Consider the following 25,027-nt stretch of genomic DNA (forward strand, 5'->3'; position numbering starts at 1 on the left):
GGCATCACTCCGAGGTTTTGCCGGTCGGACCGCCGCAATGCCGCTTCGTCGTCGCTTTGCGGTGGGCGGCGAAATGGTCGGTCACGGTATAGCCCACGCTCATCGCCACGACCAGCAAGGCCCCGATGAGCACCGGCGGCGCCGGCAGTGGAATGGTAGCGAGCCGGCAGGCCACACCAATGGCGAGCGCAAGCAGTAATCCAAGCGCGATCTTCATGAAGCGCCTCCTTTGGATTCCGGCTTTTGGCGAAGCCGGGTGCTATCGCGCAACGGTGCCAGGTAATGGCGGACGTCGGGGGACGTCTCGCCGCGATGGTAAGCCCGTGCGGCGCGATGGATGTCGGCGTCGTGACGGGTGACGCGTTCGTGCTGGCGCAGATGCTCGGCCCAACTCGGCACAAAGAACCATTCGACCCAGAACGCCGGTTCGGCGGCATCCTGGTACACCCCCCAGTTGGAGGCGCCGTTCCGATACCGTTCGCCCGACAGGTCATACACTGCGCGCAGGAAATCGGCCGTGTCGGATGCGTCGATTCGGTATCGAATCGTGACCAGTACCGGCCCGCGGTCCGGGCTGGCGTCGAAAGTCTCCGCGATCGTCGGTTCGCCCCAAGCCAAAGCAGGCGTCAAATCGCGCTGCTCACCCTGCCCGAGCTTGGCCCGCCAGGTCAGGGCTACGGCAACCAGCGCCCCGGCCGCGGCGATCAGCAAGGCGGTCCCAATCGAGGTGGCGGCGGCAATCTGCCCCCAGAGAATCGACCCGGCCGACATACAGCCGAAAAAGACCATGATCAGGACAGCCATCCCCCGGGCACGTATCCAGTTGGGCAGGGCCATCTGGGCCGACACGTTGAAACAGGTCAGTGAGGTGATCCAGCCCAGCCCTCCCAGCGCCGACGCCAGTAGTGCCACGGCTATATCCGGCGCAATGGCAAACAGCGCCAGGGCCACCGCCGTGAGGATGCTGCCGAACGCGGCCAGGATGTTGCTGTCGATGCGTTCGCGGATGCTCGGTAGGACCAGCGCGCCAGCGACTGCACCACCGCCAACCGCCGCCAACAGGGCGCCGTAGACCCCGGCACCGCCGTCCGGCAGCTGGCGCGCCACCAGCGGCAGCAGCGCCCAATAGGCGCTGGCGAAGGTGAAGAATCCGAGCGCACGCACCAGCGTTGCCTTGAGCGGGCCGTTGCGGCTGACGTGACGCAGGCCGGTCAGCATTGCCCCGAATACGGGCTCGGGCGGCAGGTGGCTTGAAGCGACCGCCGGTGGCTTCCAGATCCACAGCGCGCCGATGATCACCACAAAGCTGACGGCGTTGAGAACGAACGGCGAGGCAAGGCCGACCGAGACGATGAGCACACCCGCCAGTGCCGGCCCGATGGCCCGGCTGATGTTGATCCCCAGACCATTGAGCGCGATCGCCGGCGACAGCTGCGTGGTCGGTACAAGGCTCGGGACCACCGCCTGCCAGGCTGGCGCCATGAGTGCCGCACCCGTGCCGATGGCGAAGGTAAACACCAGCAGCAGCACCGGCGTCATCCAGCCGAACGCCACCAGTGCCGCCAGCAGGCCGACAACCACGCCCAGAAAGCCGTTTACGACGATCAGAAAGTGGCGTTTGTCCACCCGGTCGGCCAGTGCCCCGGCCAGCAGCGCGAAGCACAATACCGGCAAGGTGCTAGCCGTCTGTACCAACGCCACGATAGCCGGCGACGGGTTGAGCGTCGTCATCAACCAGGCGGCTCCGGCGTTGTTGACCCAGGTGCCGATATTCGACACCAGCGTTGCGGTCCACAGCAAGGCGAAGGCCCGGTGGGCGAACGGCGCCCACGGCGAAGTCGGCGCTGGCTGTTTGGAGGCGGCGGTTTCGGTCATGCTCGATTCCTTCGGCTATTGGGGGGTTACACCGCGAAACAAGAGCAACCCAGGGCGCCCCAGAACGACGACGCATCCTGCACGGGAATCGGCCGCGTCCAGGCGATGCCCGCGTTGTGCCCGTGCAACTGGCAAGGCGTGCCGCCGTGGGCATGACCAGGGTGATGCTGGGCGGCGATTTTGGCGTAATCCCCGGTGCGCATGGCCGGCGTCGGCGCGGCATGGATTGGCCCCCAGTCCGGTGATGCAGGCGGCAACGGCGGATTGTGGTCGCTGAACGGCCCGCCCGCATGCACGACACGACCGCCAAGCATGGTGAGCACGGATGTGATCCGGCGGATGTCCTCGGCTGGCACCGACAGATAATCGTCCGATAGCACGGCCAGATCCGCGTACTGCCCCGGCTTGAGTGCGCCCTTGATATCCTGATCGCCGGAGAACCAGGCCGAACCACCGGTGTAGAGGCGCAGCGCAGTCACACGATCGAGCGTATCGGTTTCGTCGTAAAGCGACAGACCGCCGACGGTCTTGCCGGTCACCAGCCAGTACAGTGCGGTCCAGGGATCGTAGGAGGACACGCGGGTGGCGTCCGTGCCTGCGCCGACTGGCAGATCCATTGCCAGCATGCGGGCAATCGGCGGCGTGCGCTTGGCTGCCCGCGGTCCGTAACGGTCGACGAAGTATTCGCCCTGGTAGGCCATGCGGTTCTGGATGGCGATGCCGCCGCCCAGGGCCTTGATCCGCTCGATGTTGCGGTCGCTGATGGTCTCGGCGTGGTCGATAATGAAGCGGGTTTCGAACGGCTGGCGGCCGTTGACCCGCTCGAACACGCTCAGGAAGCGGTCGATGCTCTCGTCGTAGGTCGCGTGAATACGAAACGGCCACTTGTTGGCGGCGAGCAATTCGACGATCGGTTCGAGTTCGCTCTCCATGGTCGGTGCCAGATCGGGACGTGGCTCCAGGAAGTTCTCGAAATCGGCGGCCGACCAAGTCAGGTTCTCGCCACCGCCGTTCATCTTCAACAGCGGCGAACCGTCGCCCGGCTGGGTCATGGTGATCCAGCGCTTGTAGTCGGCCAGTTCCTCGCCGGGCTTCTGCGCGAACAGGTTGTAGGCGATGCGAACCGTGAGTTGGCCTGACTCGTCGAGCTGCTGCACCACTTCGTAATCGTCGGGGTAGTTCTGGCCGCCACCGCCGGCATCGATGACCGAGGTGATTCCCAGCCGGTTCAGCTCGCGCATGAAGTGTCGGGTCGAGTTGACCTGGTCTTCCCGCGGCAGCTTGGGACCCTGTGCCAGCGTCGAATACAGAATCAGGGCCGAGGGTGTGGCCAGCAGCAGGCCGGTCGGATTGCCCTGACCATCACGCTCGATCGTGCCGCCAGGCGGGTCCGGGCTGTCCTTGGTCAGGCCGATGGCATGGAGCGCCGCCTTGTTCAGCAACGCCCGAGCGTACAGATGCAGCACGAACACCGGCGTATCCGGTGCGGCCGCGTTGATTTCGTCCAGTGTCGGCATGCGGCGTTCGGCGAACTGGAATTCCGACCACCCACCGACGACGCGCACCCATTGCGGCGGCGGTGTCCTGTCGGCTTGCTCCTTAAGCAGGCGCAGCGCATCGGCCACCGACGGCACGTTTTCCCAGCGCAGCTCCATGTTGAAAGTCAGCCCGCCCCGGATGAGGTGGAGGTGGCTGTCGTTGAGACCGGGGATAACGCGGCGGCCCTCGAGATCGATCACTTCAGTATTCGCGTCGGCGAGGCGCATGATCTCGTCGGTCGTACCGGTTGCTTCTATCTTACCGTCCGTGATGGCGATCGCCTGGGCTTCCGAGTTTTCGGGATCAAGCGTGGTAATTCGACCGTTATGCAAAATCGTGTCGACCATGACCAGCTCTCCTCTGTGAAAAGAGGGTGTCCGGGACACGCCAGAAGCCAGGACGGTACGTTGTTTCTGGCAAAGACATGACCCGGACATCACGCTGCTTATCGCACCATCACCCTTTCTCAGCCGAAGTACGGCTCTGAATCAGATTGGCGTAAGCGGGTAGATGACCGCCCAGAATGCCGCCGAAACCCTCGATATCGTTGCGCCAGTCGCGATGGAGTTCGCTGGCGACACCGAACCAGGACATCAGTTGGGCGCCCGCCTGCGACATACGATCCCAGGCTGCATCGCGGGTCGTCTGATTGAAGGTGCCGGAGGCATCGGTGACCACGAACACCTCGTAACCTTCTTCCAGGGCCGAGAGGGCCGGAAAGGCCACGCAGACCTCGGTGACCACACCGGCAATCAGCAGCTGCTTCTTGCCGGTATCCTTGACTGCCTTGACGAAGTCTTCGTTGTCCCAGGCATTGATCTGGCCGGGCCGCGGGATATACGCCGCATCCGGGAAGGCCTCCTTGAGTTCGGGGACCATCGGTCCGTTCGGCCCGTCCTCGAAGCTCGTAGTCAGGATCGCCGGAATATTGAAGTACTTGGCGATATCGGCGACAGCCAGCACGTTGTTCTTGAACTCATCCGGGTTGAAGTCGCGCACCAGTGACAGCAGCCCGGCCTGATGATCGACCAGCAGCAAGGCCACGTCGTCCTTATCGAGACGCTTGTAGGTGTATGACATGATGGTCCTCCTTTCTCTAGGTGTCGGAATACCCGGCAATCCCCTGCCGGGCAGGCACGACGGCGGGACGATCCCGCTAGTCGTTCAGGGCGCCGTACTTCCCGCTCTGGAAGTCGGCGAAGGCTTGCTGAATCTCCTCTGCGCTGTTCATGACGAACGGTCCATGCCCCACCACCGACTCGTCGATGGGCTCGCCACTCAGCAGCAGGAGCTTGGCGTCGTTATTGGCCTCGACAGAAAGCTCGTTACCGCTGCGCTCGAAGCACACCAGGCCGGTGTCCCGAATAAGCTCGGTACCGTTGATTCGCAGCGTGCCGCTGAGTACCACCAGCAATGTCGTGTGGCCATCCGGCACCGGCAGAGTCACGCTGCCACCCGGCTTGAGCCGTATGTCCCAGACATTGATCGGGGTAAAGGTCCGCGCCGGCCCCCGGTGATCCCGGTAGTCGCCGGCGATCACCCGCAGTCGTCCGCCATCCTCGGGCAGAGCGACATCGGGAATATCCGCGGAAAGTAGCGTCTGGTAGGCCGCCGGCGCCGACTTGCTCTGGGCCGGCAGGTTCACCCAGAGTTGCACCATCTCCAGGGTGCCACCCTGCTCCGTGAAGGCCCGGGAATGAAACTCCTCGTGGAGGATCCCGGCGCCGGCGGTCATCCATTGCACATCGCCTTCGCCGATATATCCCCCGCTACCGGTAGAGTCGCGATGCTCCAGCTCGCCCTGATAGATCAAGGTCACCGTTTCAAAACCACGGTGCGGATGCTGGCCCACGCCACGTGGCCGCTTGGCGGCGCGGAAGTCGAACGGTCCGGCATAGTCCAGCAATAGGAAGGGACTGACGTGCTGGGCGCCCATGCGGTCGTAGGTAAAAAGCGAGCGAACCGGGAAACCGTCTCCCACCCAATGACTGAGTGGTGCGCTATAGACCCCCTGGATCGTCTTCATCTTGAGGCTCCTTGTTGCTTGGGAGGGCCCTGGGCCCTGATGAAGACAGCGTAGGCAAGGAACGATAATGACAGTAGAGGCTACAATTCATACGCATCGTTCTACTAATAGGACACTGGAATGCAGGACCTTAACGATCTCTACTATTTCGTACAGGTGGTGGAGCATGGCAGTTTCGCGTCGGCAGGCCGTGCCCTCGGCATTCCGAAATCGAAGCTGAGTCGCCGCATTGCCCAGTTGGAGGAGCGCCTGGAAACGCGCCTTATCAATCGGTCGACACGGCATCTATCGGTCACCGAACTGGGACAGGCGTATTACCGCCACTGTGTAGCGATGCTGGTCGAAGCGGAAGCCGCGGATGAATTGATCAAGCGCAATCTCGCCCAGCCTCGTGGAACGGTGCGGCTAAGCTGTCCGCCGAGCCTCCTGCACTACCTCGTCTCTCCCCTGCTGGTGCGCTTCATGGCGCAGTGTCCCGATGTAGAAATCTATGCCGAGGCCACCAGCCGGCGGGTGGATGTGATCAAGGAGGGATTCGACATGGCCATCCGTGTGCGCTTCCCACCGCTCGAGGACAGCGACCTGGCGATGAAGGTGCTGTCGAGCAGCCCGCAGCGGCTGGTCGCGGCGCCAAGTCTCTTCGAGCACCGTTCGCTACCGCGTACACCGGGAGATTTGGCAGGCCTGCCAAGCCTGGATTTCGATCAGGTCGACAAGCAACATGTCTGGCATCTCGACGGCCCTGACGGTGTCACGGCCAAAGTGCCCCTTCATCCGAGACTCGTGACTGACAATGCCGAAACGCTGCACCAAGCGGCGCTGGCAGGTCTGGGGGTGGTAAAGCTGGCGCTACTGGTGGCGGGCAAGGATCTCAGCGAAGGTAAATTGATCGATGTCATACCCGGATGGGAGCCCAGAGGTGGCATCTTGCATGCCGTGTTCCCATCGAGGCGCGGGCTATTGCCCTCGGTGCGGGCGCTGCTGGACTTTCTTGACGAGAACATCAATGCAATCGACGTTATGAATCACGTTGCATGAAAAGCCCCCTTCGGCTGGATGTCCAGCTTCAGGGGCCTTTCAACTTCGGGCTTCTGTCGATCGAGTCTATTTACTCAATGAGCAGCTAGCGGCGTTACGCTTGCGCCATAACCAGGGCAGCAGCCAGGGCAATACGATCAGCATGGCAGCCGCGATCCACAGGCCGATGGAAATACCGGACTGCCAGAGGATGCCGCTGTCACCACCACTGATCGCCAGCGCGCGACGCAGGTTCTGCTCCATCAGCCCACCGAGTACGTAGCCGAGGATGATCGGGGCCAGCGAGAAACCCAGTTTGCGCAGCAGATAACCCATCACCCCGACGATCAACATCAGGAAGATGGCGTAAAGGTTGGAGTGCAGTTGGAAAACGCCGACGAAGGCGAGTATGGCGATTGCAGGCACCAGCAGCCAGCGAGGAATCGTCAGAACCCGGGCGAACAAGCCGGCCAACGGCAGGTTAAGCAACAACAGCATCAGGTTACCGAGATATAGCGAAGCGATCAGACCACCCGCCACCGCCGTGTGCTCGGTGAACATCGTCGGGCCAGGAGTGATGTTATAGAGCATCAGGGCGCCCAGCATGACCGCCGTGGTCCCGGAACCTGGAATACCCAGCGTCAGCATCGGCACGAAGGCCCCCACCGCCGCGGCATTGTTGGCCGATTCAGGAGCCGACAGTCCACGCATGTCACCCTTGCCGAAGGTGCCTTTCTGGTCGCTCAGGCGCTTCTCGGTGGTATAGGCCACGGCCCCGGCAACCGAAGCGCCGGTACCCGGCAGCACGCCGATCACGAAGCCGATCAGCCCCGAGCGCAGTATGGCCCACTTGCAGAACAACACCTCTTTCAGACGCACCATGACCCGACCTAACGGCGCCATGGCGCCACCATCATCGCTTGTATGCGAATGCTCGAGCATGAGCAGGATTTCGCTGATGGCGAACAGGCCGATGATCAGTACGATGAAGTCGATGCCGTCGTAAAGTTCCGGTATGCCAAACGTAAAGCGCAGCACGCCGGTGCCGGAATCCACACCTATCGTGGCGACGAGCACCCCAAGCACGGCGCCTATCGCTGTCTTTAACGGATCCTTGCCCATCATCGCCGACATGGAGGCGAAGGCGAACACCATCAGCGCGAAGAACTCGGCCGGGCCAAACATGACGGCGACCCTGGCCAGCAACGGGGCGAATAGCGTAATCCCCAGGATGGCCAGCGTGGCTCCGATAAACGAACTGACCGCCGAGAGCCCCAGCGCCGGGCCGGCCAGCCCTTGTTTCGCCAACGGATTGCCATCCAGCGTCGTGAATACCGCGCCGGCATCGCCGGGCACATTGAGCAGAATGCTCGACATGCGTCCGCCATACTCCGAGCCGGTGTATATCGCGGCCAGCAGAATCAGCGACGATTCGGCCGGCAACCCCATGGTATAGGCGAGCGGCATCAGGATCGCGATGCCGTTGATCGGCCCGATGCCCGGCAGGGCGCCGAACAGGGTGCCTATCAACGCACCGAGAAAGGCCAGCCCCAGGTTGAGCGGGGTCAGCGCGACCGCGAAACCCTGGGCGAGGAAATCCCACATGATCGTCTCTCCTTTATGTCAGGGCCGTCAGCCAGTCGCTAGCCGGCAAGAGGATGCCCATCGCCTGGGTAAACAGGAGATAGCTGCCCAAGGCCACCAGTACGCCACTGATCGCCGCCTTGGCCCATGGCGCGCCGAATAGGCGCGACAGCACTAGCACGACGAGCGCAGTAGCCGGCAGATAACCCAGCGACGTGAATACCAGTGCATAGACCAGCAGCGTCAACAACACGCCAAGCAGCTTGAGAACCAGCACGCCGCGCGGCCAATCGCCATTGGTGCCAGGGCGGAATAGCAAGACTAGCGAGAACACGGCCAACAGCACGGACAAGCCCAGCGGAAAGGCCTTGGGACCCAGCGGGTCATAACTGAAGGGGACGTGCAACTGCATGGCCTGGGCGGCGACGAACGCCGCCAGACCGAGCAGGACGATGCCCAGGATTCGGTCGGCGGCGATATTCATTGAGTCAGGCCTACTTCATCGGCTAGCGCCTTGAACTCACCGACTTGCTCTTTTACATAGTCGTCGAAGGAGTCACCGAAGCGCGCCATGGGGAACAATCCACGCGCTGCGCGCAGCTCGGCGAATTTTGGAGAGTCCGCCAATTTCTTCAGCTTATCGACCCAGGCCTGGTAATCGGCGTCGCTGACCTCGGGACCCACGTAATAGCCACGCCAGATCGGCCACTGCACGTCGTAGCCCTGCTCCTTGGCGGTCGGAATATCGGCGAAAGGACCACCCACGCGTTCTTCCGAGAGCGCGGCCAATACGCGCACATCGCCATCCGCCAGGCGCGGCTTCAGCTCCGCCAAGTCACCGGTGAAGACGTCGATATGATCGCCCAATAGCGCCGCCAGCGCCGCGCCACCGCCTTCGAAAGCCACATAGCGCAGGCTTTTCGGCTTGATGCCCGCCGCCTTGGCGGTCAGTGCGGCCTTCATCCAGTCCTGGCTGCCGATCGTGCCACCAGAACCGAAGACGATCTCACCGGGCTCGCTCTTCAGATCCTGCATCAGCTCATCGAGGTTCTGCCAGGGCGCATCGGCACCCACCACGATGGCGCCATAATCCGCGCCCAGCGCACCCAGCCAGCGCACGTCGTCGACGCCATACTCACCGAACTTGCCGAGTGCCAGATTGACGGCGGCACCGGTGCTCGCCGCCACGATCAGATTGGCGTCATCGGGACGCACCCCGATCACATGGTTATAGGCGACGGCGCCAATGCCCCCGGGCATGTAGCGCACCATCATCTGCTGGTCGATCAGGCCGGTTTCCTGCAACCCTTGAGCGGCCAGACGGCACGTCAGGTCATAGCCACCCCCGGGCTTGGCCGGTGCGATACACTCGGGGGTTCCGGACTGTGCCTGCGCCCCACCGGTCATGAACATACCGCCAATGACGGCCAGCGCGGACCACCGACGAAACCCCGTATTGATATTCATGGTGAACTCCTGTTCTTGTGATTAGGTGTCACCCATTCGATGACAGACCCGATGTTAGGCCCGTTACCTTTCATCAACCTGTCATCCTGTAAACAATTAGCGAGATTCGGTCGCATGCGCTTACTGGTCGTTGAAGACGATGCATTGATCGCCCGGTCGCTGCACCAGGCGTTGACGCCGCTGGGCAATACCATCGACGTATTCTCTCGCTGCGCGCAGGCACGATCGGCGCTAGCCCATGACAGCTTCGATTTGATACTGCTTGACTTGGGCCTGCCCGATGGCGATGGGCTGTCGTTACTGGCCGACCTGCGCGGACGCGGCGACACGACTCCGGTACTGATCCTGACCGCACGCGATGGCATCGAGGATCGTGTGAAGGGGCTGGATATTGGCGCCGATGACTATCTGGCGAAGCCGTTTTCGCTGGCCGAGCTGGAAGCCCGAGTCCGCGCCCTGCTACGGCGCAGCCAGCAGCGCATCGATAACAGCCTGAACCTGGGGCCCCTGCGCTTCGAGCCCTGCTCCGGCACGGTAACGCTCGACGGCGACCCGCTCCTGCTGCCACGACGCGAATTGAGCCTGCTCGAAGGGTTGTTGATGCACGCCGGGCGTATCGCCCCGCGCGAGATGCTGGAAAGCCGCCTGTTCGGCTTCGGTAGCGTTGGCCCAAATGCGCTGGAAGTCTATATCAGCCGACTGCGAAAACGCCTGCAAGGCAGTGGCCTGCGCATTCGCACCCTGCGCGGCATGGGCTACCGCCTCGAGGAAGAACGACCGTGATCCAGGTCGATGGCACCTTGAAGACGCGGCTGGCGCTGTGGCTATTGGTGACGTTCGGCGGCCTGGGTGGGTTTCTGATGATAGAGGCCTATACCAGCGCGCAGCGCGATGCCGAGCGGGCCTTCGATAGCCAGTTGCAAGCCGCCGCGCTGACCATCGCCGAAGCCATCCAATGGCAAGGCGGCGAACCGCTTGTCGAGATACCCGCCGCCGCCTTGCAGATTCTCGCTACCCGCCATCAGGAGCGGGTGTTCTACGCCATCCTCAATGCCAATGGCACGTCGATTACCCGTAACATGCCGACGATCATCGACCCTCAATGGCGCCACAAGGCATCGCAACGACCGATATGGCGAGATGCCCGTATCGGTGACACGCCCATCAGGCTCTACGGTTACGAACTCGACACTGCGGGCTGGGAGGCCCAGGACCCTGTGCAGATTTGGGTCGGCCACACCCTCGCCGGGCGTCATGCGCTTGCCAGCGAGCTGTTCGAACGCGCCATGACGCGTTTCGCAGTCATGGTATTGCTGGCTGGGCTGTTGATGACGCTGGCAATGCGTGGTGTATTGAAACCCCTGCGCAAGCTGCGCCAATTATTGCGTCAGCGGGAAAACGACGACACTCAGCCATTGCATGCCCGGGTTCCGAAAGAGCTGCTGGAACTCACCGAGACCCTCAACTCGCTCTTCGCCAGACAGCGCGAAGGGCGTGAAAACCTGCTGCGCTTTACCGCCGATGCCAGCCACCAGATCAAGACCCCGCTGACCGGTCTGCGCAGTACCTGCGAACTGGCGTTGCAGAGTCGACGACCAGAGGAATGGCGCCAGGCGCTGGAAACCGTCAACGACAACGCGACGCGCACCAGCCGCCTGGCCGAGCAGTTGCTCAGCCTGGCCCGGCTACGCCATGCCAGCAGTGAACACGAGCGGGGCTCGTTCGATCTGGTCGCGCTGTTGCGCGACTGTGTCATGGAGTGGGCAGAGCGCGCCACATCGAGGAATCACGATCTGGGCCTCGCGCCGCTGCCCGATAAAGCGATGATGGTCAGGGGCGAGCCCTGGTCCCTGCATGAGCTGGTCGGCAATCTCGTCGATAACGCGCTGCGCTACACCCCACCCGGCACGATCATCACCCTGGGCCTGCAACCCGGGGTCGATACCGTCACGTTGATCATCGAGGATGACGGCCCCGGCGTGCCCGAGGGGTTACTGAGTCGGCTGCATCAGCCTTTCGAGCGCGCCGGCAGGCATGACGCCGAAGGCTCGGGCCTGGGCATGGCGATCGTCGACTCCATCGCCCGTCAGCATGGCGCCATCTTGTCGTTGGGGGCTCGTTCCCCGACGGGATTGTGTGTCGCCGTCCGCTTCCCTCTCGAGAACGCAACATGAACGCTTCCTATCGGTTTTGGCTACGACTCGCCTGCCTATGCCTTGGCGGCTTGCCGCTCAGTTGGACAACTGCGTCATGGGCCGACCGGGCTCAGGCACAAACGCCGTTGGTCGTCGCCGCGGCGCTCGATCACCAGGTCGTCGCCCCGCTGCTGCAAGCCTTCGAACGTGCGTACCCCGAGATCGCACTGGACTACCGGGATCTATCCACCCTGGAAGTCGATCGTTACGCCAGGCAGGCCGACCCAGCACCGGATGTGGTGATCAGTTCGGCTATGCCCTGGCAAATGGCGCGAGTCAACGAGGGTCTCGCTCAGCCGCTGAATAGTCCCGAGGCCCGGGAATGGCCCGAATGGGCGAAGTGGCGCGACGAGGTGTTCGGCTTCACCTTCGAGCCCATCGTCATGGCCTATCGATTGGATCTGGCCAAACACATGATGCCGCCCTACACCCACGCCGACCTGCATGAGTTGCTGATCACCCAGCCAGAACTCAAGGGTCGCGTGACCACCTACTCACCGCTGCGCAGCGGCGTGGGCTACACCTTGTTTCAACAGGATGCACGCTACTCACCGCGTTTCTGGGATCTAGTGGCAGCCATGGGCGCCGCCGACGTCGATTTGCAAGAGACCACGCGCGATATGCTCGAAGGGCTTAGCGAAGGGCGCTACTGGCTGGGCTACAACCTGCTGGGCTCCTATGCCATGGTCTGGGCCCAGACGCATCCGGAAGTCATGGTGCAGGTGCCCAAGGATTACGCGCTGGTGCTGATGCGCATGGCGTTCATTCACCGCGACGCCCCACATCCGCTGGCCGCCAGGCAGTTCCTCAATTTTCTGCTCGGCCGTGAAGGGCAACGAATCCTCGCGGGCAAGACACCGCTATTCAGCGTATTGCCCGAGATTACCGGCCCCTACACCGCGCAGCGGCTGCGCGATCAGGTCGGCGACCATCTCTACCCGATCCCCATCAACGCCACGCTGCTGGCATTCGTCGACCCACAGCGCCGCGATGCCTTCATGGACCGCTGGATGCGCGAGATTCAGATTCTCGATGCTGCCAAATGATCCACATGGACCAGGCCAAAGCATCACGATCTTTACCGCTCAATCTTGGAGTTTCCAGCTTGCAACCCGCCTTTTCTCCAACAACCGCCGCATCGCCGGCGTGGGTTCTTCGATCTTGTGATGGCGGCGGCTGGCGGCGTAGCTGTCGTTGAAGGCGTCGAAGTAGTCATCGAGCGTCGCGGCGGCGGTCTTATCGCCGCTCTGGCGCAGCAGTTCGGCGGCGACTTCGGCGGTACATAGGTGCGCCGCCGATGCCGGCTTACGCAGGTGGTAGCGGGTCAGCCGCGCGCTACGCAGTGGCAACACGGGCAGGCGTTCCAGGTAAGGGCTCTTGCGGAACATGCGCCGTGCCTGGCGCCAGGTGCCGTCGAGGATGATGAATACCGGTATAAACCCATCGCCCTTCGCCGCATGCACGGCATCGACCTCTACCACGCGTTCGGCGTAATCCGGCTGGTCGTCGGGAAAGACGATAAAGGGCGCATAGCGGGCATCCTCGAGCAACGCCAGCAGCCGCTCGTCCGGCGCGGTGCGATACCAGGTGAATAGCTCGGTGGTGGCGAGAATATCGCCGATCAAGCGCCCGGTATTGGTCGGCTTGTTGTGTTCCAGCGGATGGGTCAGCAGCCAGAAGTGCGCCTGGCTCTCGGCAGTGGCCTTGTACGGGCACAGGCAATTGAGCGTCGGCAGGCGACACCCCTCGCAACGCACCACGAAGCTGCCACGTGCCTTGAATGGCCGGCGCGGCGGGCGTGGCCGCCCGCTTGCCGGATCGCGTTCCCAGCCATCGGGAGCGATAACGCCAGCATCGGCGGGCATCGTCAGATCGTAGTCACTCATGGAAGCGTGCATCGTCGATAAACAGGGCCGGGCATTCTAGCATGCCCGGCCTTGCCGAATGGCCCGTCGTGGCCCCGGCTCAATGCGTCGCGGCATCGACCTGGGCATTGCCATCAGCGTCGTTCACCGGACGGCGTTTCCAGTAACCGGCGAGCAGCGAGCCGGAAACGTTGTGCCATACCGAGAATAGCGCACCAGGCAGCGCCGCCGTGGCGGTGAAGAACTGGTTGGCCAGGGCCACGGCAAGCCCGGAGTTCTGCATGCCGACCTCAATGGCGATGGTCCGGGCGATGCGCTTGTCGAAGCCCAGCAAACGACCGATGCCATAACCGCCGGCCAGGCCGATGGCGTTGTGCAGCATCACCGCCAATGCCACCAGCGGCCCGAGCGTGGCCAGGCGACCGGCATTGAGGCCCACCACGATGGCGATGATCACAACAATGGCGAACATCGCCAGTGACGCCAGGGCCGGCTCCACGCGGCGAATGTGCGCGCCGAGGAAATGGTGAATCACCACGCCCAGCGCGATCGGCGCGATGACCAGTTGGGCGATGCTCAGGAACATGCCCCACACCGGCACGTCGACGCTCTGCCCGACCAACAGCCAGGTCAGCAGTGGTGTAGCGGCCACCGAAACGAGCGTCGAGACCAGCGTCATCGATACCGACAGCGCGACATGGCCACCGGCCAGCCAGGTCATGACGTTGGAGGCGGTGCCGCCGGCCGTAGCGCCGACCAGCACCATGCCGGTGGTCAGCTCGGGTGAGAGCCCCAGCATCCAGGACACGCACAGCGCCGCCAGCGGCATGACCGAGAATTGCAGGATCAGGCCGACGGCGACCGGCAGCGGCGCGCGAATCACGCCAAGAAAGTCATGGCGCGATAGTGTCAGGCCCATGGCGAACATGATGATCGCCAGCAACAGTTGGATCTGGGAAGCCAGGCCTGTGAACCACTCGGGCTGCCAGGCGGCGCATAGTGCAAAGAGTATCGCCCAGACGGGAAACAGGCGGTTGAGGCGTTCGAAGATCGACATGGCATATCCTGGCGCGTTGCTTATATAGTTAGCCGACTATCTTGCCTCAATATTGATGAGCGGTGAAGTAAGTATTAAGGTCAGCGTCGGTTGCCCACTGGTCCGGCGTGGCGGATCGAGATGGCAAAACCTGTCCTCGTGCACTAGCCTGTCTGCGCCAATTGTAGAGGGTTGCCGACGAGATGCCTTCCTGCTCGGCCAGTTCCAGAATAGCCAGGCTCATGGGCGGCGCCATCTTCTTGAAAATGGCCTCCTTACTCTCTTAATTTATTTTCATGGGGCCTCTAATGCCAAGCAACGAAGTATTCAACCCTTCTGACAATAGCAGCATAGTCACTAACTCCGAATTTTTTTATTCCTGTGAATTTCGTGGCTGTGATTTTTCAGGCACCTCTTTTATCGACTGCTCTTTCGAAAATTGTACTTTTTTGAATTGCAACTTATCCAACATAAGGCTTCATGAAACGAAGTTTTTCGACACCACGTTTTTAGAATGCAAACTCATTGGCATAACCTGGCCCTACTCAAAGATCCCATCCACATTTTCAGCTAGCAAATGCATCTTTGATTTTAATATTTTCTCCAAGTGCAGCCTGGATTCTTTTTCACTAACGGAGTGCTCTTTTAAAGAAGCATTTTTTCAAGACAGCAGTGCTCGAAAATGTGACTTTAGTCGTTCGGAATTTTCTGATGCACGCTTTGAGAACTGCAACCTCGAGAAGACGATTTTTTACAACACCTCCAACTTATTTCTAGACCCCGATGAAAACATCGTGGCCGGCGCAAAGGTCCCCATTGACACAGCCCTTCTAATGCTAAAGAAGTATCAAATTGAGATCGCCGAATAACATGCCCGGTTGCCGTATGCGCTTAGCCAGCGTTTGCGAACGGCTTGAATGTCTTTTTCCGATGTGGCTTGAGCCCGGAGGTTCGCCAAATCCCAGGGGCATTTTATGCCGGTAACAGAGTCGATCATATCGATGCGAAGCTCTTATGACTCAGAAAACTAGTAGGTCAACGCCGGTTGCCCACTGTCGGCGAAACGCTGCTTGTTGCGATAGGGGTAGACATCGATCACCCGCCCGTCGCGAATCGCCCGTTGCAGCCCTTGCCAGTATTCGGCGTCGAACAGCTCGGGGTGCAGATCGAGGAACAGCCGGCGCAGCTTGATATCGGCGAACAAGAAGGGGCCGAATTCCTCGGGAAAAATATCGTTGGGGCCCACCGAATACCAGGGCTCGTCCATCATCTCCTGCTCGGGGTACAACGGCTCGGGGATCTTGCGGAAGTTGCATTCGCTGAGATAGCAGATCTCGTCGTAATCGTAGAACACCACTCGCCCGTGACGGGTCACGCCGAAGTTCTTGAGCAGCATGTCGCCGGGAAAGATGTTGGCGGCGGCGAGCTGCTTGATGGCGTTGCCGTAATCCTTGAGTACCGCGCGGGTCTCGTCCGCGTCGCTGTGTTCGAGGTACAGGTTCAACGGCATCATCATGCGTTCGGTGTAGCAGTGCTTGATGAGCACCTTGTCGCCCTTGAGTTGCACCGTGGAGGGCGCGACCTCGAGCAGCTCGGCCAGGCAATCGGGATCGAAGTGATCCTTGCGCGCGATGAAATTGGAAAACTCCTGGGTGTCGGCCATGCGTCCCACCCGGTCATGCCGCTTGACCAGCCGGTATTTCTCGCGCACGTTCTCGCGGCTCATGTCCTTGGTCGGGTCGAAACGGTCCTTGATGATCTTGAACACGGTGCGATACGACGGCAGCACGAACACCGTCATGACCATGCCGCGCACCCCGGGGGCGATGATGAAACGATCCTGACGCCGGGCGACGTGGTGATTGAGCGCGCGGAAGAACTCGGTCTTGCCGTGCTTGAAGAAACCGATCGACGCGTAGAGCTCGCCCTCGGGTTTATCGGGCATCAGTTGCTGCAGGTAATCGACGAACTCACGCGGCACTGCCACGTCGACCTGAAAGTAGACCCGCGTGAACGAGAAGATGATCGAGACCTCGTCGGGTTCGATGATCAGGGTATCCAGGCGCAATCGGGCGGTGGCGTCGTTCAACTCCTCGTCCGGCGCATCATGCAGGATGGGCAACACCAGCGGCACCTGCTCGCCACCGCCCGATATGCGCCCGACCAGATAGGCGCCCTTGTTGCGATAGAACACGCTCTCGATCAATTCGATCTCGGCGTCGGCGGCCTCGAGCAGGGCCGCGGGCAGGTTATCGACGAGAAAGCCGCTGCCCAGCCGGGCATCGCGCGCGGCGTCATCGAATGGCGTGTCGAGCGGTGCCTCTTCGAGCGCCCAGGTAAGCGCGCCTGGCCAGTCGCCTGCGATTCGCCACCGCCGGGTCAATTCGATATCCGAGCGGTGCGCGGCGTGCTCGCGCGAACTGTAGACGAACATCCAGTCGTTGCGGATGTGGCGATGGTGGAAGATCGAGCAGAACAGCGAGTTGAAATAGGTCTCGGCCAACTCGTAGTCGAGCCGCTGGGCGATCAACTCGGCATAGTGCGCTCGTGCCTCGCGCCAGTTTTCGCAGTCAATCAACTCCTCGACGGTGAACGAGCGCTCGAGACGCGCGAGGGTTTCGCCGACCTTCTTGTCGTAGAGGTTGATACGCGTCGCCGCGGCCTGCTGGGCTTCGAGCCAGGCCGCCTCGGCGAAACGCCGCCGCGCGTCGCGGGTAATCTGCTTGAAGCGCGAACGATATTCGTCGAAACCATGCAAAATGGTGGCGGCGAGACGATAAGCGGCGGACAGTTTCATGGCTGGCTCCGGCGAAGGCACCCCTGTAGCTTCGACGATTCCCCGCGCCAGGGCGAGACGACGATAGTGTAGCGCCCTGTAGTCGAGCGACAGGCGTCACGCCGGATGACATCGGCGACGCAGGCGGCGACAATGGCCACCCACTCTCGTTGCAGCCTGGCCACCATGTTTGATGCCCTGCCGATCGTCTACCAGGACGACACGCTCGTCGCCGTGCGCAAGCCCTCCGGCCTGCTCGTGCATCGTACGGCGCTGGCGCGTGGCGAAACGCGCTTCGCCCTGCAATGCCTGCGCGACCAGCTCGGCCGGCACGTTTATCCCGTGCATCGCCTGGATCGCCCGACTTCGGGATTATTGCTGTTCGCGCTCGACCCCGGCACGGCACGCACACTGGGCGAGGAGTTCACCGCCCAGCGAGTCCGCAAGCGCTATCTCGCGGTGGTGCGCGGTATCGGTCCCGAACACGAATGGCTCGACGCGCCGCTACGCGAGGAAGACGCCAAGCGCCCCAAGGCCGAGATGCCGGCGCAACCGGCGCGCACCGAGGTACGCCGACTCGATAGCGTCGAGCTGCCGGTCCAGGTCGACCGCTACCCACAAACCCGCTATTCATTGATCGAGGCGCGACCGCTGACCGGGCGGCGCCACCAGATTCGCCGTCATCTGTCGGGTCGCGGCTATCCGATCATCGGCGACGCCAAGCACGGCAAGGGCCTGCACAATCGCTTCTTTCGCGAGCGACTGGATTGCCCGCGCCTGCTGCTGGCCGCGGTGGGGATGAGTTTCCGGCATCCCGAGCACCGGGCCACGCTGTATATCGACGCGGCATTGGAAACCGATATGCGTCAGCTATTCGAGCGCTTCGGCTGGAGCGGACATCTGCCGGTCGATGCCGTCCGTTGGCAAAGCGCCGCGCCCAGCGAAACGCTTGAAACCCGTCATGCAGAGCCGAGTTGCCATGAGTGCCTTTGATTCGAACGTCGTGCACGAGGATTACGAGCTGCGCTTCGGTGGTATCCGCCGCCTCTATGGTGCCCGCGCCGTGGCACGCTTTCGTCACGCCCACGTGGTGGTGGTCGGGGTCGGCGGTGTCGGCAGTTGGGCGGTGGAGGCGCTGGCCCGCGCCGGGATCGGCAAGCTGACGCTGATCGATCTCGACGACGTCTGCGTGTCCAACGTCAATCGCCAACTGCATGCGCTGGACGGCACCATCGGTCGGCCCAAGGTCGAGGTGCTCGCCGAGCGCTGCCGGACGATTCATCCCGACATCGAGGTGGTGGCGGATAGCGCCTTCGTCACCCCGACCAACCTGGCCAGCCGCATCCCCGACGACGCCGATCATGTCATCGACGCCATCGACAGCGTGGTCGCCAAGGCCGCGTTGATCGCCTGGTGCAAGCGTCGCAAGCTGGCGTTGACCGTCACCGGCGCCGCCGGCGGCCAGACCGATCCCACGCGCATCCGCGTCGCCGACCTGACACGCACCGAGCACGACCCGCTGCTGGCCAAGGTGCGCGCCCGGCTGCGTCGCGATTTCGGCTTCTCGCGCAATCCCAAACGCCGCTTCGGCGTGGAATGCGTCTATTCTGACGAACAGCTCGTCTATCCCGGCAACGATGGCGAGGTTTGCCTGCAGAAACCCCAGCACGGCCAAGCCACGCGCCTGGATTGCGCCAGCGGCTTCGGCGCTGCGACCTTCGTCACCGGCACGTTCGGCTTCGTCGCCGCCTCACGCGTGCTGGCACGCCTGGCACAAGAGCCGGCACGCCAGGCCACCGCCGCCGACACCCTCGAGGAGTCTTCCGATGCACCATGATCACCATCGCCCGGTACCGGGCATCTATCGCCATTACAAGGGCCAGAGCTACGAGGTGATCGGCCTCGCCCACCACAGCGAAACCGAGGAGCCACTGGTGATCTACCGTGCCCTTTACGGCGACTATGGCCTGTGGGCGCGGCCGCTGGACATGTTCAACGAAGGCGTCGAGGTGCAGGGCGAGCCGGTGCCTCGCTTCGAACTGGAAGCCGCGTTCAAGTGACGATCGATCTTGGCGGGTATCGCCACTGAAGCGGACATGCCGGACAGGCGCGTGAATGCTATACTCCCGCGCTTGTTATTTTGAGCCTGGCTTATTTTGGGGCCTAGCGAATCGAGCGGAGGAAGCATGAGCGCACGGGTAGGCGTCATCATGGGGTCGACATCGGACTGGGCGACCATGTGTCACACGGCCGAGACCCTGGAGCGATTGGGTATCGAGCACGAGGTCAAGGTGGTGTCGGCCCATCGCACCCCGGACCTGCTGTTCGACTATGCCGCGAGCGCCGCCGAGCGCGGCCTCGAGGTGATCGTCGCCGGTGCCGGTGGCGCCGCGCACCTGCCCGGCATGGCCGCCGCCAAGACCTGCCTGCCGGTGCTCGGCGTGCCGGTGCAGTCGAGCATGCTCAGTGGCGTCGATTCATTGTTGTCGATCGTGCAGATGCCCGCCGGCATTCCCACCGGCACCCTAGCCATCGGCCGCGCCGGGGCGATCAATGCCGCATTGCTGGCCGCCGCGATCCTCGGCAACAAGTACCCCGAAATTCGCAGCGCGCTGGAAGATTACCGCGCCGAGCAGACCCGCAAGGTGCTCGACCATCCCGATCCCAGCCAATCCGATTCCCAAGAGGCCTGAGCGATGCGCATAGGAGTCGTTGGCGGCGGCCAGCTTGGCCGCATGCTGGCCGAGGCCGGCGCCGGGTTCGATGCCCGCTTCACCTTTCTCGACCCATCCGAGTCGGCCTGCGCCGGGCTCCACGGGCGTCATCTTAAGGCCGACTGGAGCGACGCGGCGGCTCTCGAAGCGCTGATCGCCGATAGCGATGTGGTGACCTTCGAATTCGAGAATGTCTCCCCCGATGTAGTCGCCACGCTCGCCGAACGACGCCCGGCCTTTCCCCCCGCCGAGGCGCTGGCCACCGCCCGCGACCGCTGGGCCGAGAAATCGCTGTTCCGCTCGCTGGATATCCCGCTGCCGGCGGTGGCAAAAATCGATAGCCAGGCCGACCTCGATGCCGCAGTTGCCGAGATCGGCCTGCCGGCGGTGCTCAAGACCCGCACCCTGGGTTACGACGGCAAGGGCCAGAAGGTGCTGCGCGAAACAGCCGACGTGGCCGGCGCCTTCGCCGAACTCGGCGCGGTGCCGCTGGTGCTCGAAGGCTTCGTCGATTTCGACCACGAGGTCTCGCTGGTCGCGGTGCGCGGCCGGGATGGCGACACCCGCGCCTGGCCGCTGACGCGCAACGAGCATCGCCAGGGCATCCTGCATCGTTCCACGCCGCAGCCCGGCCACGCCTTGCAGCCGCGCGCCGAAGACTATGCGCAGCGCGTGCTCGACGCGCTCGATTATGTCGGCGTGATGGCCTTCGAATTCTTCGTCAGCGGTGACGAACTACTGGCCAACGAGATCGCACCACGCGTTCACAACTCCGGCCACTGGAGCATCGAGGGCGCCGCGACCAGCCAGTTCGAGAACCACCTGCGCGCCATCGCCGGCCTGCCGCTGGGCTCGACCGAACGCCTCGCGCCCTGCGCCATGCTCAACGTGGTCGGCGCCTTCCCCGAGCGCGACGCGGTGTTAACGGTGCCCGGCACGCGCTGGCACGACTACGGCAAAGCCCCGCGCCCTGGCCGCAAGATCGGTCATATCACCGTGCTCGCTCCCTGTGAAGAGCAGTTGCAGGAGCGGCTCGACGCCGTGGAGAAGCTGCTGGTCAACGACCTCGGCTGAGCGACTCCCCGCCAAACAAGAAGGGCACCTGGATGGCGCCCTTCTTCGTTGCGTAACCGACTTTCGGCTTATTCGGCTGCGTGCATCTGCTTTTGCAGATAATTCTCCAGCCCTACCTTGTCGATCAGGCCGAGTTCGGTTTCCAGCGCATCGATATGCTCTTCTTCGTCATCGAGGATCTGGCGGAACAGGTCGCGGCTGACGTAATCGTGCACCTTCTCGCAGTAGGTGATGGCCTTTATCAGGTCGTCACGCCCGGCATGCTCGGCGGCCAGATCGCTCTCGAGCATTTCGCGGGTGTTCTCGCCGATATGCAGCTTGCCGAGATCCTGCAGGTTGGGCAGACCCTCGAGAAACAGGATGCGCTCGATCAACTTGTCGGCGTGGTTCATTTCCTCGATGGATTCGTCGTATTCCCACTTGGCCAACGCCTTGAGACCCCAGTCCTTGTACATCTTGGCGTGCAGGAAATACTGGTTGATCGCCACCAGCTCGTTGCCGAGCACGGTGTTGAGATGCTGGATGACCTTGGCGTCGCCTTTCATGGGAAAAGACCTCCTCGCTGAATGATTGTCACAGGCGCGGGGAATCACGCCCGGCCACGTTCGATGCGGGAAAGTATCGTCCAAAAAAGGGAAAAAGTCGAATTATGCCAATAAGTTGCGGCAGTTTTGTCGCGATTTTATCGCAACTGCGAAGGGCTGGCGGATGCTAATGATGATGACAATTAAGGCAATAGGAATTACACTGCGTAGGCGAAATCCGCGTCGGGCACGATCTGGCGAGCCACGGCATCGTTGGTGATCGACTTGCCCATGCAGGCGCACTTGCCGCATTGCGTGCCGCAACCCGTGCGCTCACGCACTTCGCGCCAGCTGCGGGCGCCCTCTTCTACGGCCTGGCGGATCGTCCGATCGGAAACGCTCTTGCAAAGACACACGTACATTCACATCACCTCGCTTGGCATCGCGATGACAAATGTAAATGATTCGCATAGCGTCTTGCAACACCCAATCACTTGGCGGCGTGATTATTTTGCTTGGTGAATTGCTGAATAAATTGTCGAGCGGAATGAAACGCAAGGCGCCCGGAGCACAGAAGACGAGGCATAACATAAAGTTAGGCGAGTCTTCGAGCACCGCGTAACAAAGCGATTCGTCCGTGCAGGCATTTATGCAGCCGTTCACTTGCGCTTGGGCAGCACCACGACATGCGAGTTCGAAGCGATATCCGACCAGCTACGCTTTTCGCCGTCGAACAGAATCCACCAGTAACCCGAGCCAGCGGCGGCCAGCGAGAGCGCCGCAATGATGAAGCGCACCAGGCACTGCATGAGCGACAACGGCCGACCGTCGGTGTTCTGCACCCGCAGTCGCCAGGCCTGCATGCCCAATGTCATGCCGCCACGCATCCAGAAGAAGGCGAAAAAGGCGAAGGTCACCACGAACAGAATGCTACGAAATAGCGGACTCTCGTTGGCTTCACCACCGTTGACGGCCACGCCGATGAAACCGACCAGCATCCACAGCGCCACCAGCACCAGCGAGTCGTAGAGCATCGCCGCCAGGCGCCGCGCCAGACCGGCCGGCCAGGTATCGTCGAGATCGCTGAAATAGCGCATGGAACGCCTTTGCCTCTTTAATGGAAGTGCTAGCCGCTGCGGCGCAGCAGATAGGCGCCCAGCAGGATGCAGCCCAGGGTCGGCGTCAGCACCGACCATACCGGCGAAAAGCCGAACAGCGTCGAGGCCGGCGCCAACAAATCCTGGATGTATTTGAACGACAGCCCGACGATGACGCCATAGAAAACCCGGGTGCCCGCCGCCACGCTGCGCAGCGGGCCGAACACGAAGGAGGCCGCCACCAGCACCAGCGAGGCCAGGGTCAGCGGCATCAGTATCTTCTGCCAGAAATACAGCAGCGGTTGGGTTGCGCTGAGACCCTGCTCATGCAGGTAATTGGCGTAGGCCCACAACTCGCTGGGCGCCTGGGTCTCGGCATCGCGCAGCAACCGATTGAGCTGCGTCGGGGTCAGCTCGGTTTCCCACGCCATGCGGGGATGCTGCTCGGCCTCGGTGCCCCGTTCGACGAAGCGGGTCACCTCGGCTTCTTCGAGTACCCAACGACCGTCTTCCCATACCGCGCGCTGGGCATGAATGGCCTTTTCCAGACGCTGGCCATCGAAATGATAGCCGGTCAGGTCGATCACGGTATCGTCGGCGCGGATCGCACCGAAGCGATAGAAGGTATCGCCCTCGCGCTGCCAGCCGCCACTTTGCGAGAGCACCGCGCCGGAGCCTTCCATCTGCTCGAGCCGCCAGGCCTCGGCGAACTGCTCGGTACGTGGGCTGACGAACTCGGCGATCAGCAACACCACGATGATCACCACGCTGATGGGTTTCATCACCCCCCACAGGATACGCGCCAGCGAGCGACCGGCGGCACGCATCACCGTCAGCTCGTTGCTTGAGGCCATGCTGCCCAGGCCGATCAATGCGCCAATCAGTACCGCCACCGGCGCGTATTGATAGAAACGCCAGGGCAGGCGCATGCCCAGATAGAGCAGCACATCGAAGGCGCTGTAGCCGCCCTCGACATCCTTCAGGTCGTTGATGAAGGCGATCACCAGGTCGAGACCCAGCAATACCAATTGCACCACCACAATGGCCGCCAGCACATTGCGGGCGATATAACGATCGAGACGGTCGGCAATCATCAGCGCATCCCTCCCAACTGGGACCGCCGGGTCAACCAGACCCCGAGCAGCAGGTAGCCGAGATGGATCGGCCACATGCCGATAGTCGGCGACAGCGCGCCCCGGCTGATGGCATCCAGTGCCGCCAGCAGCAGGCTCAGATAACTGATGTGCAAGAAGATCGCCGGCAATAGCTTGGCGAAGCGCCCCTGGCGCGGGTTGACCTTGGAAAGCGGCAGCGCCAGCAGGGTCAGAATTGGCACCATCAAGGGCAGGCTAAGACGCCATTGTAACTGCGCCTGCGCGTCCGGCGTGCCGCTGGCGAGCAGCGCCATGGTCGAGGCGTATTCCGGCTCATCGAGCTCGCTCATTCGCGTGGCGCGCGACAGGCGCACCGCATAGGTATCGAACTCGAGACGCTCGGCCACCGCGCGGCCCGGGTCGACGCTATATCTCTCGCCATCGGTCAGAACCAGAAAGCGGCTGCCGGTTTCCGGGTCGACGGTCTGATAGCCGCCGGTCGCACGCGTGATCGCGGTTTGCGGCGTGCCATCGCTGCGCTCCTGGCGCTCGCTGATGAACACACCCTGCATGCGCGATTGATCGTCGCTCAGCGCCGACGTATAGGCTGTTCGGCCATCGCCGAATTCCTGAAAACGCCCCGGCACCAGCGCCGTGAAATCCAGCCGGCTGCGCTGCTCTTCGAGCATCACTTCATTGTGTCGGGCACCGGCCGGAGTCAGCCACAAACTGCACATCGCCACCAGCAACGACACCAGCACGGCCGGCAGCATGGTCACCCGCAGCAGGCGGTTGGGGCTGGTGCCGCAAGCCACCAGCACGGTGATTTCACTGTTCAGATAAAGCTGCCCGTAGGCCAGCAATATGCCGAGAAAAAAAGCCAGCGGCAGAATCAGTTCGAGAAAGCCCGGCATGTGATAGAGCATCAGCGTGCCGAGAATGCTGGCCGGGAAGTCGCCCTCGGCCGCGCTCGAAAAATAGCGGATAAAACGGCTGCCCATGATCACCAGCAAAAGCACGCCGGCGACGGCAGCCATGGTGACCAGAATCTCGCGGGTCAGATAACGAAAGATGATCAAAACGGTCTCCCGGTGTGGCTCCCTGAAGCTGATAACGATCCATGCAATGGCGCAATGCTTTGCGT

27 protein-coding genes are annotated in these 25,027 nt (G+C 62.4%); 10 read left to right on the forward strand and 17 right to left on the reverse strand.

Annotated elements, in window-relative coordinates:
• Positions 1-4 precede the first annotated feature (4 nt).
• The 5 genes from BLR92_RS05940 to BLR92_RS05960 form a co-directional block, all read right to left on the reverse strand.
• On the reverse strand, positions 5-217 hold the full coding sequence (locus tag BLR92_RS05940; RefSeq protein ID WP_089726484.1) for a DUF1427 family protein: 213 nt from the start codon (positions 215-217) through the stop codon (positions 5-7).
• A complete protein-coding gene (locus BLR92_RS05945; protein WP_089726486.1) occupies positions 214-1,875 on the reverse strand; it encodes an MFS transporter in 1,662 nt (553 codons plus the stop codon). Before BLR92_RS05945 ends, BLR92_RS05940 begins: the two co-directional genes overlap by 4 nt.
• A 26-nt stretch (positions 1,876-1,901) precedes the next feature.
• Positions 1,902-3,761, reverse strand: coding sequence for an amidohydrolase (locus tag BLR92_RS05950; protein WP_217636542.1), 1,860 nt, complete (start codon positions 3,759-3,761; stop codon positions 1,902-1,904).
• Between the two features lie 109 nt (positions 3,762-3,870).
• On the reverse strand, positions 3,871-4,494 hold the full coding sequence (gene ycaC / locus BLR92_RS05955) for an isochorismate family cysteine hydrolase YcaC (protein WP_089726488.1): 624 nt from the start codon (positions 4,492-4,494) through the stop codon (positions 3,871-3,873).
• Positions 4,495-4,570: 76 nt separating this feature from the next.
• Positions 4,571-5,440 carry a pirin family protein gene (locus BLR92_RS05960; RefSeq protein WP_089726489.1) on the reverse strand — a complete coding sequence of 290 codons (870 nt, stop codon included), beginning with the start codon at positions 5,438-5,440 and terminating at the stop codon, positions 4,571-4,573.
• 120 nt (positions 5,441-5,560) lie between these two features.
• Between BLR92_RS05960 and BLR92_RS05965 the strand changes: the two genes are divergently transcribed.
• Positions 5,561-6,478 carry a LysR substrate-binding domain-containing protein gene (locus BLR92_RS05965; RefSeq protein WP_089726491.1) on the forward strand — a complete coding sequence of 306 codons (918 nt, stop codon included), beginning with the start codon at positions 5,561-5,563 and terminating at the stop codon, positions 6,476-6,478.
• A 66-nt stretch (positions 6,479-6,544) separates the two neighbouring features.
• Here BLR92_RS05965 and BLR92_RS05970 read toward each other — a convergent pair whose 3' ends face one another.
• Genes BLR92_RS05970 through BLR92_RS05980 form a run of 3 tightly spaced genes read right to left on the reverse strand, consistent with a single transcriptional unit; the run spans position 6,545 to position 9,508 of the window.
• Positions 6,545-8,062, reverse strand: a complete 1,518-nt coding sequence (locus BLR92_RS05970; protein WP_089726493.1) for a tripartite tricarboxylate transporter permease — start codon at positions 8,060-8,062, stop codon at positions 6,545-6,547.
• A gap of 13 nt (positions 8,063-8,075) precedes the next feature.
• Positions 8,076-8,525, reverse strand: coding sequence for a tripartite tricarboxylate transporter TctB family protein (locus BLR92_RS05975; protein WP_089726495.1), 450 nt, complete (start codon positions 8,523-8,525; stop codon positions 8,076-8,078).
• On the reverse strand, positions 8,522-9,508 hold the full coding sequence (locus tag BLR92_RS05980) for a Bug family tripartite tricarboxylate transporter substrate binding protein (protein ID WP_089726497.1): 987 nt from the start codon (positions 9,506-9,508) through the stop codon (positions 8,522-8,524). Before BLR92_RS05980 ends, BLR92_RS05975 begins: the two co-directional genes overlap by 4 nt.
• A gap of 114 nt (positions 9,509-9,622) precedes the next feature.
• Between BLR92_RS05980 and BLR92_RS05985 the strand changes: the two genes are divergently transcribed.
• From BLR92_RS05985 to BLR92_RS05995, 3 genes are read left to right on the forward strand one after another with little or no spacing between them, the layout of a single operon-like run.
• Complete coding sequence (locus tag BLR92_RS05985; protein WP_089726500.1) at positions 9,623-10,291, forward strand: response regulator; 669 nt, start codon at positions 9,623-9,625, stop codon at positions 10,289-10,291.
• Positions 10,288-11,682 carry a sensor histidine kinase gene (locus BLR92_RS05990; RefSeq protein ID WP_089726502.1) on the forward strand — a complete coding sequence of 465 codons (1,395 nt, stop codon included), beginning with the start codon at positions 10,288-10,290 and terminating at the stop codon, positions 11,680-11,682. Before BLR92_RS05985 ends, BLR92_RS05990 begins: the two co-directional genes overlap by 4 nt.
• The gene (locus BLR92_RS05995; protein WP_089726504.1) at positions 11,679-12,749 is read left to right on the forward strand and encodes an ABC transporter substrate-binding protein; all 1,071 of its coding nucleotides are present in this window, start codon (positions 11,679-11,681) and stop codon (positions 12,747-12,749) included. Before BLR92_RS05990 ends, BLR92_RS05995 begins: the two co-directional genes overlap by 4 nt.
• 39 nt (positions 12,750-12,788) lie before the next feature.
• Here the strand turns inward: BLR92_RS05995 and BLR92_RS06000 are convergent, their stop codons facing one another.
• The 3 genes from BLR92_RS06000 to BLR92_RS06010 all read right to left on the reverse strand — a co-directional run bounded on the left by BLR92_RS06000 (position 12,789) and on the right by BLR92_RS06010 (position 14,848).
• Entirely contained in the window at positions 12,789-13,589 is an 801-nt protein-coding gene (locus BLR92_RS06000) for a tRNA-uridine aminocarboxypropyltransferase (RefSeq protein ID WP_370659220.1), read from the reverse strand.
• Between the two features lie 79 nt (positions 13,590-13,668).
• A complete protein-coding gene (locus BLR92_RS06005) occupies positions 13,669-14,625 on the reverse strand; it encodes a bile acid:sodium symporter family protein (protein WP_089726506.1) in 957 nt (318 codons plus the stop codon).
• A gap of 46 nt (positions 14,626-14,671) precedes the next feature.
• Positions 14,672-14,848, reverse strand: coding sequence for a transposase (locus tag BLR92_RS06010; RefSeq protein WP_175488735.1), 177 nt, complete (start codon positions 14,846-14,848; stop codon positions 14,672-14,674).
• Between the two features lie 64 nt (positions 14,849-14,912).
• On the opposite strand from BLR92_RS06010, the gene BLR92_RS20155 reads away from it, so the two are divergent.
• Positions 14,913-15,473: a pentapeptide repeat-containing protein gene (locus BLR92_RS20155; protein ID WP_175488736.1), complete on the forward strand. Its 561-nt coding sequence runs from the start codon at positions 14,913-14,915 to the stop codon at positions 15,471-15,473.
• Positions 15,474-15,631: 158 nt separating this feature from the next.
• On the opposite strand, the gene aceK is transcribed toward BLR92_RS20155, so the two are convergent.
• Positions 15,632-17,401, reverse strand: a complete 1,770-nt coding sequence (gene aceK / locus BLR92_RS06020; RefSeq protein ID WP_089726512.1) for a bifunctional isocitrate dehydrogenase kinase/phosphatase — start codon at positions 17,399-17,401, stop codon at positions 15,632-15,634.
• Positions 17,402-17,566: 165 nt separating this feature from the next.
• Here aceK and BLR92_RS06025 point away from each other — a divergent pair, with 165 nt between their 5' ends.
• The 5 genes from BLR92_RS06025 (at position 17,567) to BLR92_RS06045 (ending at position 21,168) form a co-directional block, all read left to right on the forward strand.
• On the forward strand, positions 17,567-18,373 hold the full coding sequence (locus BLR92_RS06025; protein ID WP_089726961.1) for a pseudouridine synthase: 807 nt from the start codon (positions 17,567-17,569) through the stop codon (positions 18,371-18,373).
• Positions 18,360-19,217, forward strand: a complete 858-nt coding sequence (gene tcdA, locus BLR92_RS06030) for a tRNA cyclic N6-threonylcarbamoyladenosine(37) synthase TcdA (RefSeq protein WP_089726515.1) — start codon at positions 18,360-18,362, stop codon at positions 19,215-19,217. The genes BLR92_RS06025 and tcdA overlap by 14 nt, the downstream gene beginning before the upstream one ends.
• On the forward strand, positions 19,207-19,440 hold the full coding sequence (locus BLR92_RS06035; protein WP_089726517.1) for a DUF1653 domain-containing protein: 234 nt from the start codon (positions 19,207-19,209) through the stop codon (positions 19,438-19,440). The genes tcdA and BLR92_RS06035 overlap by 11 nt, the downstream gene beginning before the upstream one ends.
• 126 nt (positions 19,441-19,566) lie before the next feature.
• Positions 19,567-20,073 (forward strand): 5-(carboxyamino)imidazole ribonucleotide mutase, encoded by a 507-nt coding sequence (gene purE, locus BLR92_RS06040; RefSeq protein WP_089726519.1) that lies wholly within the window; start codon positions 19,567-19,569, stop codon positions 20,071-20,073.
• Positions 20,074-20,076: 3 nt separating this feature from the next.
• Positions 20,077-21,168 (forward strand): 5-(carboxyamino)imidazole ribonucleotide synthase, encoded by a 1,092-nt coding sequence (locus tag BLR92_RS06045; protein WP_089726521.1) that lies wholly within the window; start codon positions 20,077-20,079, stop codon positions 21,166-21,168.
• 68 nt (positions 21,169-21,236) lie between these two features.
• On the opposite strand, the gene bfr is transcribed toward BLR92_RS06045, so the two are convergent.
• The 5 genes from bfr to lptF all read right to left on the reverse strand — a co-directional run bounded on the left by bfr (position 21,237) and on the right by lptF (position 24,962).
• Positions 21,237-21,713 carry a bacterioferritin gene (bfr, locus tag BLR92_RS06050; protein WP_089726523.1) on the reverse strand — a complete coding sequence of 159 codons (477 nt, stop codon included), beginning with the start codon at positions 21,711-21,713 and terminating at the stop codon, positions 21,237-21,239.
• 197 nt (positions 21,714-21,910) lie between these two features.
• A complete protein-coding gene (locus tag BLR92_RS06055; protein ID WP_089726525.1) occupies positions 21,911-22,114 on the reverse strand; it encodes a (2Fe-2S)-binding protein in 204 nt (67 codons plus the stop codon).
• A 237-nt stretch (positions 22,115-22,351) separates the two neighbouring features.
• Complete coding sequence (locus BLR92_RS06060) at positions 22,352-22,789, reverse strand: RDD family protein (protein WP_089726527.1); 438 nt, start codon at positions 22,787-22,789, stop codon at positions 22,352-22,354.
• Positions 22,790-22,818: 29 nt separating this feature from the next.
• Entirely contained in the window at positions 22,819-23,883 is a 1,065-nt protein-coding gene (gene lptG, locus BLR92_RS06065; protein WP_089726529.1) for an LPS export ABC transporter permease LptG, read from the reverse strand.
• Entirely contained in the window at positions 23,883-24,962 is a 1,080-nt protein-coding gene (lptF, locus tag BLR92_RS06070; protein WP_175488737.1) for an LPS export ABC transporter permease LptF, read from the reverse strand. Before lptF ends, lptG begins: the two co-directional genes overlap by 1 nt.
• Positions 24,963-25,027: the final 65 nt, after the last annotated feature.

Origin of the sequence: Modicisalibacter muralis, assembly GCF_900102945.1 — a bacterium.
Lineage (GTDB): Bacteria > Pseudomonadota > Gammaproteobacteria > Pseudomonadales > Halomonadaceae > Modicisalibacter > Modicisalibacter muralis.

Bases quoted from the DNA above. Each gene is read 5' to 3' on its own strand.
- BLR92_RS05985 (WP_089726500.1), top strand. From the start codon at position 9,623: ATGCGCTTACTGGTCGTTGAAGACGATGCATTGATCGCCCGGTCGCTG.
- BLR92_RS06000 (WP_370659220.1), bottom strand. From the start codon at position 13,589: ATGAGTGACTACGATCTGACGATGCCCGCCGATGCTGGCGTTATCGCT.
- BLR92_RS06010 (WP_175488735.1), bottom strand. From the start codon at position 14,848: ATGAGCCTGGCTATTCTGGAACTGGCCGAGCAGGAAGGCATCTCGTCG.
- BLR92_RS05940 (WP_089726484.1), bottom strand. From the start codon at position 217: ATGAAGATCGCGCTTGGATTACTGCTTGCGCTCGCCATTGGTGTGGCC.
- bfr (WP_089726523.1), bottom strand. From the start codon at position 21,713: ATGAAAGGCGACGCCAAGGTCATCCAGCATCTCAACACCGTGCTCGGC.
- ycaC (WP_089726488.1), bottom strand. From the start codon at position 4,494: ATGTCATACACCTACAAGCGTCTCGATAAGGACGACGTGGCCTTGCTG.
- BLR92_RS06055 (WP_089726525.1), bottom strand. From the start codon at position 22,114: ATGTACGTGTGTCTTTGCAAGAGCGTTTCCGATCGGACGATCCGCCAG.
- BLR92_RS05965 (WP_089726491.1), top strand. From the start codon at position 5,561: ATGCAGGACCTTAACGATCTCTACTATTTCGTACAGGTGGTGGAGCAT.
- BLR92_RS06045 (WP_089726521.1), top strand. From the start codon at position 20,077: ATGCGCATAGGAGTCGTTGGCGGCGGCCAGCTTGGCCGCATGCTGGCC.
- BLR92_RS05970 (WP_089726493.1), bottom strand. From the start codon at position 8,062: ATGTGGGATTTCCTCGCCCAGGGTTTCGCGGTCGCGCTGACCCCGCTC.
- lptG (WP_089726529.1), bottom strand. From the start codon at position 23,883: ATGATTGCCGACCGTCTCGATCGTTATATCGCCCGCAATGTGCTGGCG.
- BLR92_RS05960 (WP_089726489.1), bottom strand. From the start codon at position 5,440: ATGAAGACGATCCAGGGGGTCTATAGCGCACCACTCAGTCATTGGGTG.
- BLR92_RS05975 (WP_089726495.1), bottom strand. From the start codon at position 8,525: ATGAATATCGCCGCCGACCGAATCCTGGGCATCGTCCTGCTCGGTCTG.
- BLR92_RS05950 (WP_217636542.1), bottom strand. From the start codon at position 3,761: ATGGTCGACACGATTTTGCATAACGGTCGAATTACCACGCTTGATCCC.
- BLR92_RS20155 (WP_175488736.1), top strand. From the start codon at position 14,913: ATGCCAAGCAACGAAGTATTCAACCCTTCTGACAATAGCAGCATAGTC.
- tcdA (WP_089726515.1), top strand. From the start codon at position 18,360: ATGAGTGCCTTTGATTCGAACGTCGTGCACGAGGATTACGAGCTGCGC.
- BLR92_RS06060 (WP_089726527.1), bottom strand. From the start codon at position 22,789: ATGCGCTATTTCAGCGATCTCGACGATACCTGGCCGGCCGGTCTGGCG.
- BLR92_RS05980 (WP_089726497.1), bottom strand. From the start codon at position 9,508: ATGAATATCAATACGGGGTTTCGTCGGTGGTCCGCGCTGGCCGTCATT.
- BLR92_RS06005 (WP_089726506.1), bottom strand. From the start codon at position 14,625: ATGTCGATCTTCGAACGCCTCAACCGCCTGTTTCCCGTCTGGGCGATA.
- BLR92_RS05995 (WP_089726504.1), top strand. From the start codon at position 11,679: ATGAACGCTTCCTATCGGTTTTGGCTACGACTCGCCTGCCTATGCCTT.
- BLR92_RS06025 (WP_089726961.1), top strand. From the start codon at position 17,567: ATGTTTGATGCCCTGCCGATCGTCTACCAGGACGACACGCTCGTCGCC.
- BLR92_RS06035 (WP_089726517.1), top strand. From the start codon at position 19,207: ATGCACCATGATCACCATCGCCCGGTACCGGGCATCTATCGCCATTAC.
- purE (WP_089726519.1), top strand. From the start codon at position 19,567: ATGAGCGCACGGGTAGGCGTCATCATGGGGTCGACATCGGACTGGGCG.
- aceK (WP_089726512.1), bottom strand. From the start codon at position 17,401: ATGAAACTGTCCGCCGCTTATCGTCTCGCCGCCACCATTTTGCATGGT.
- BLR92_RS05945 (WP_089726486.1), bottom strand. From the start codon at position 1,875: ATGACCGAAACCGCCGCCTCCAAACAGCCAGCGCCGACTTCGCCGTGG.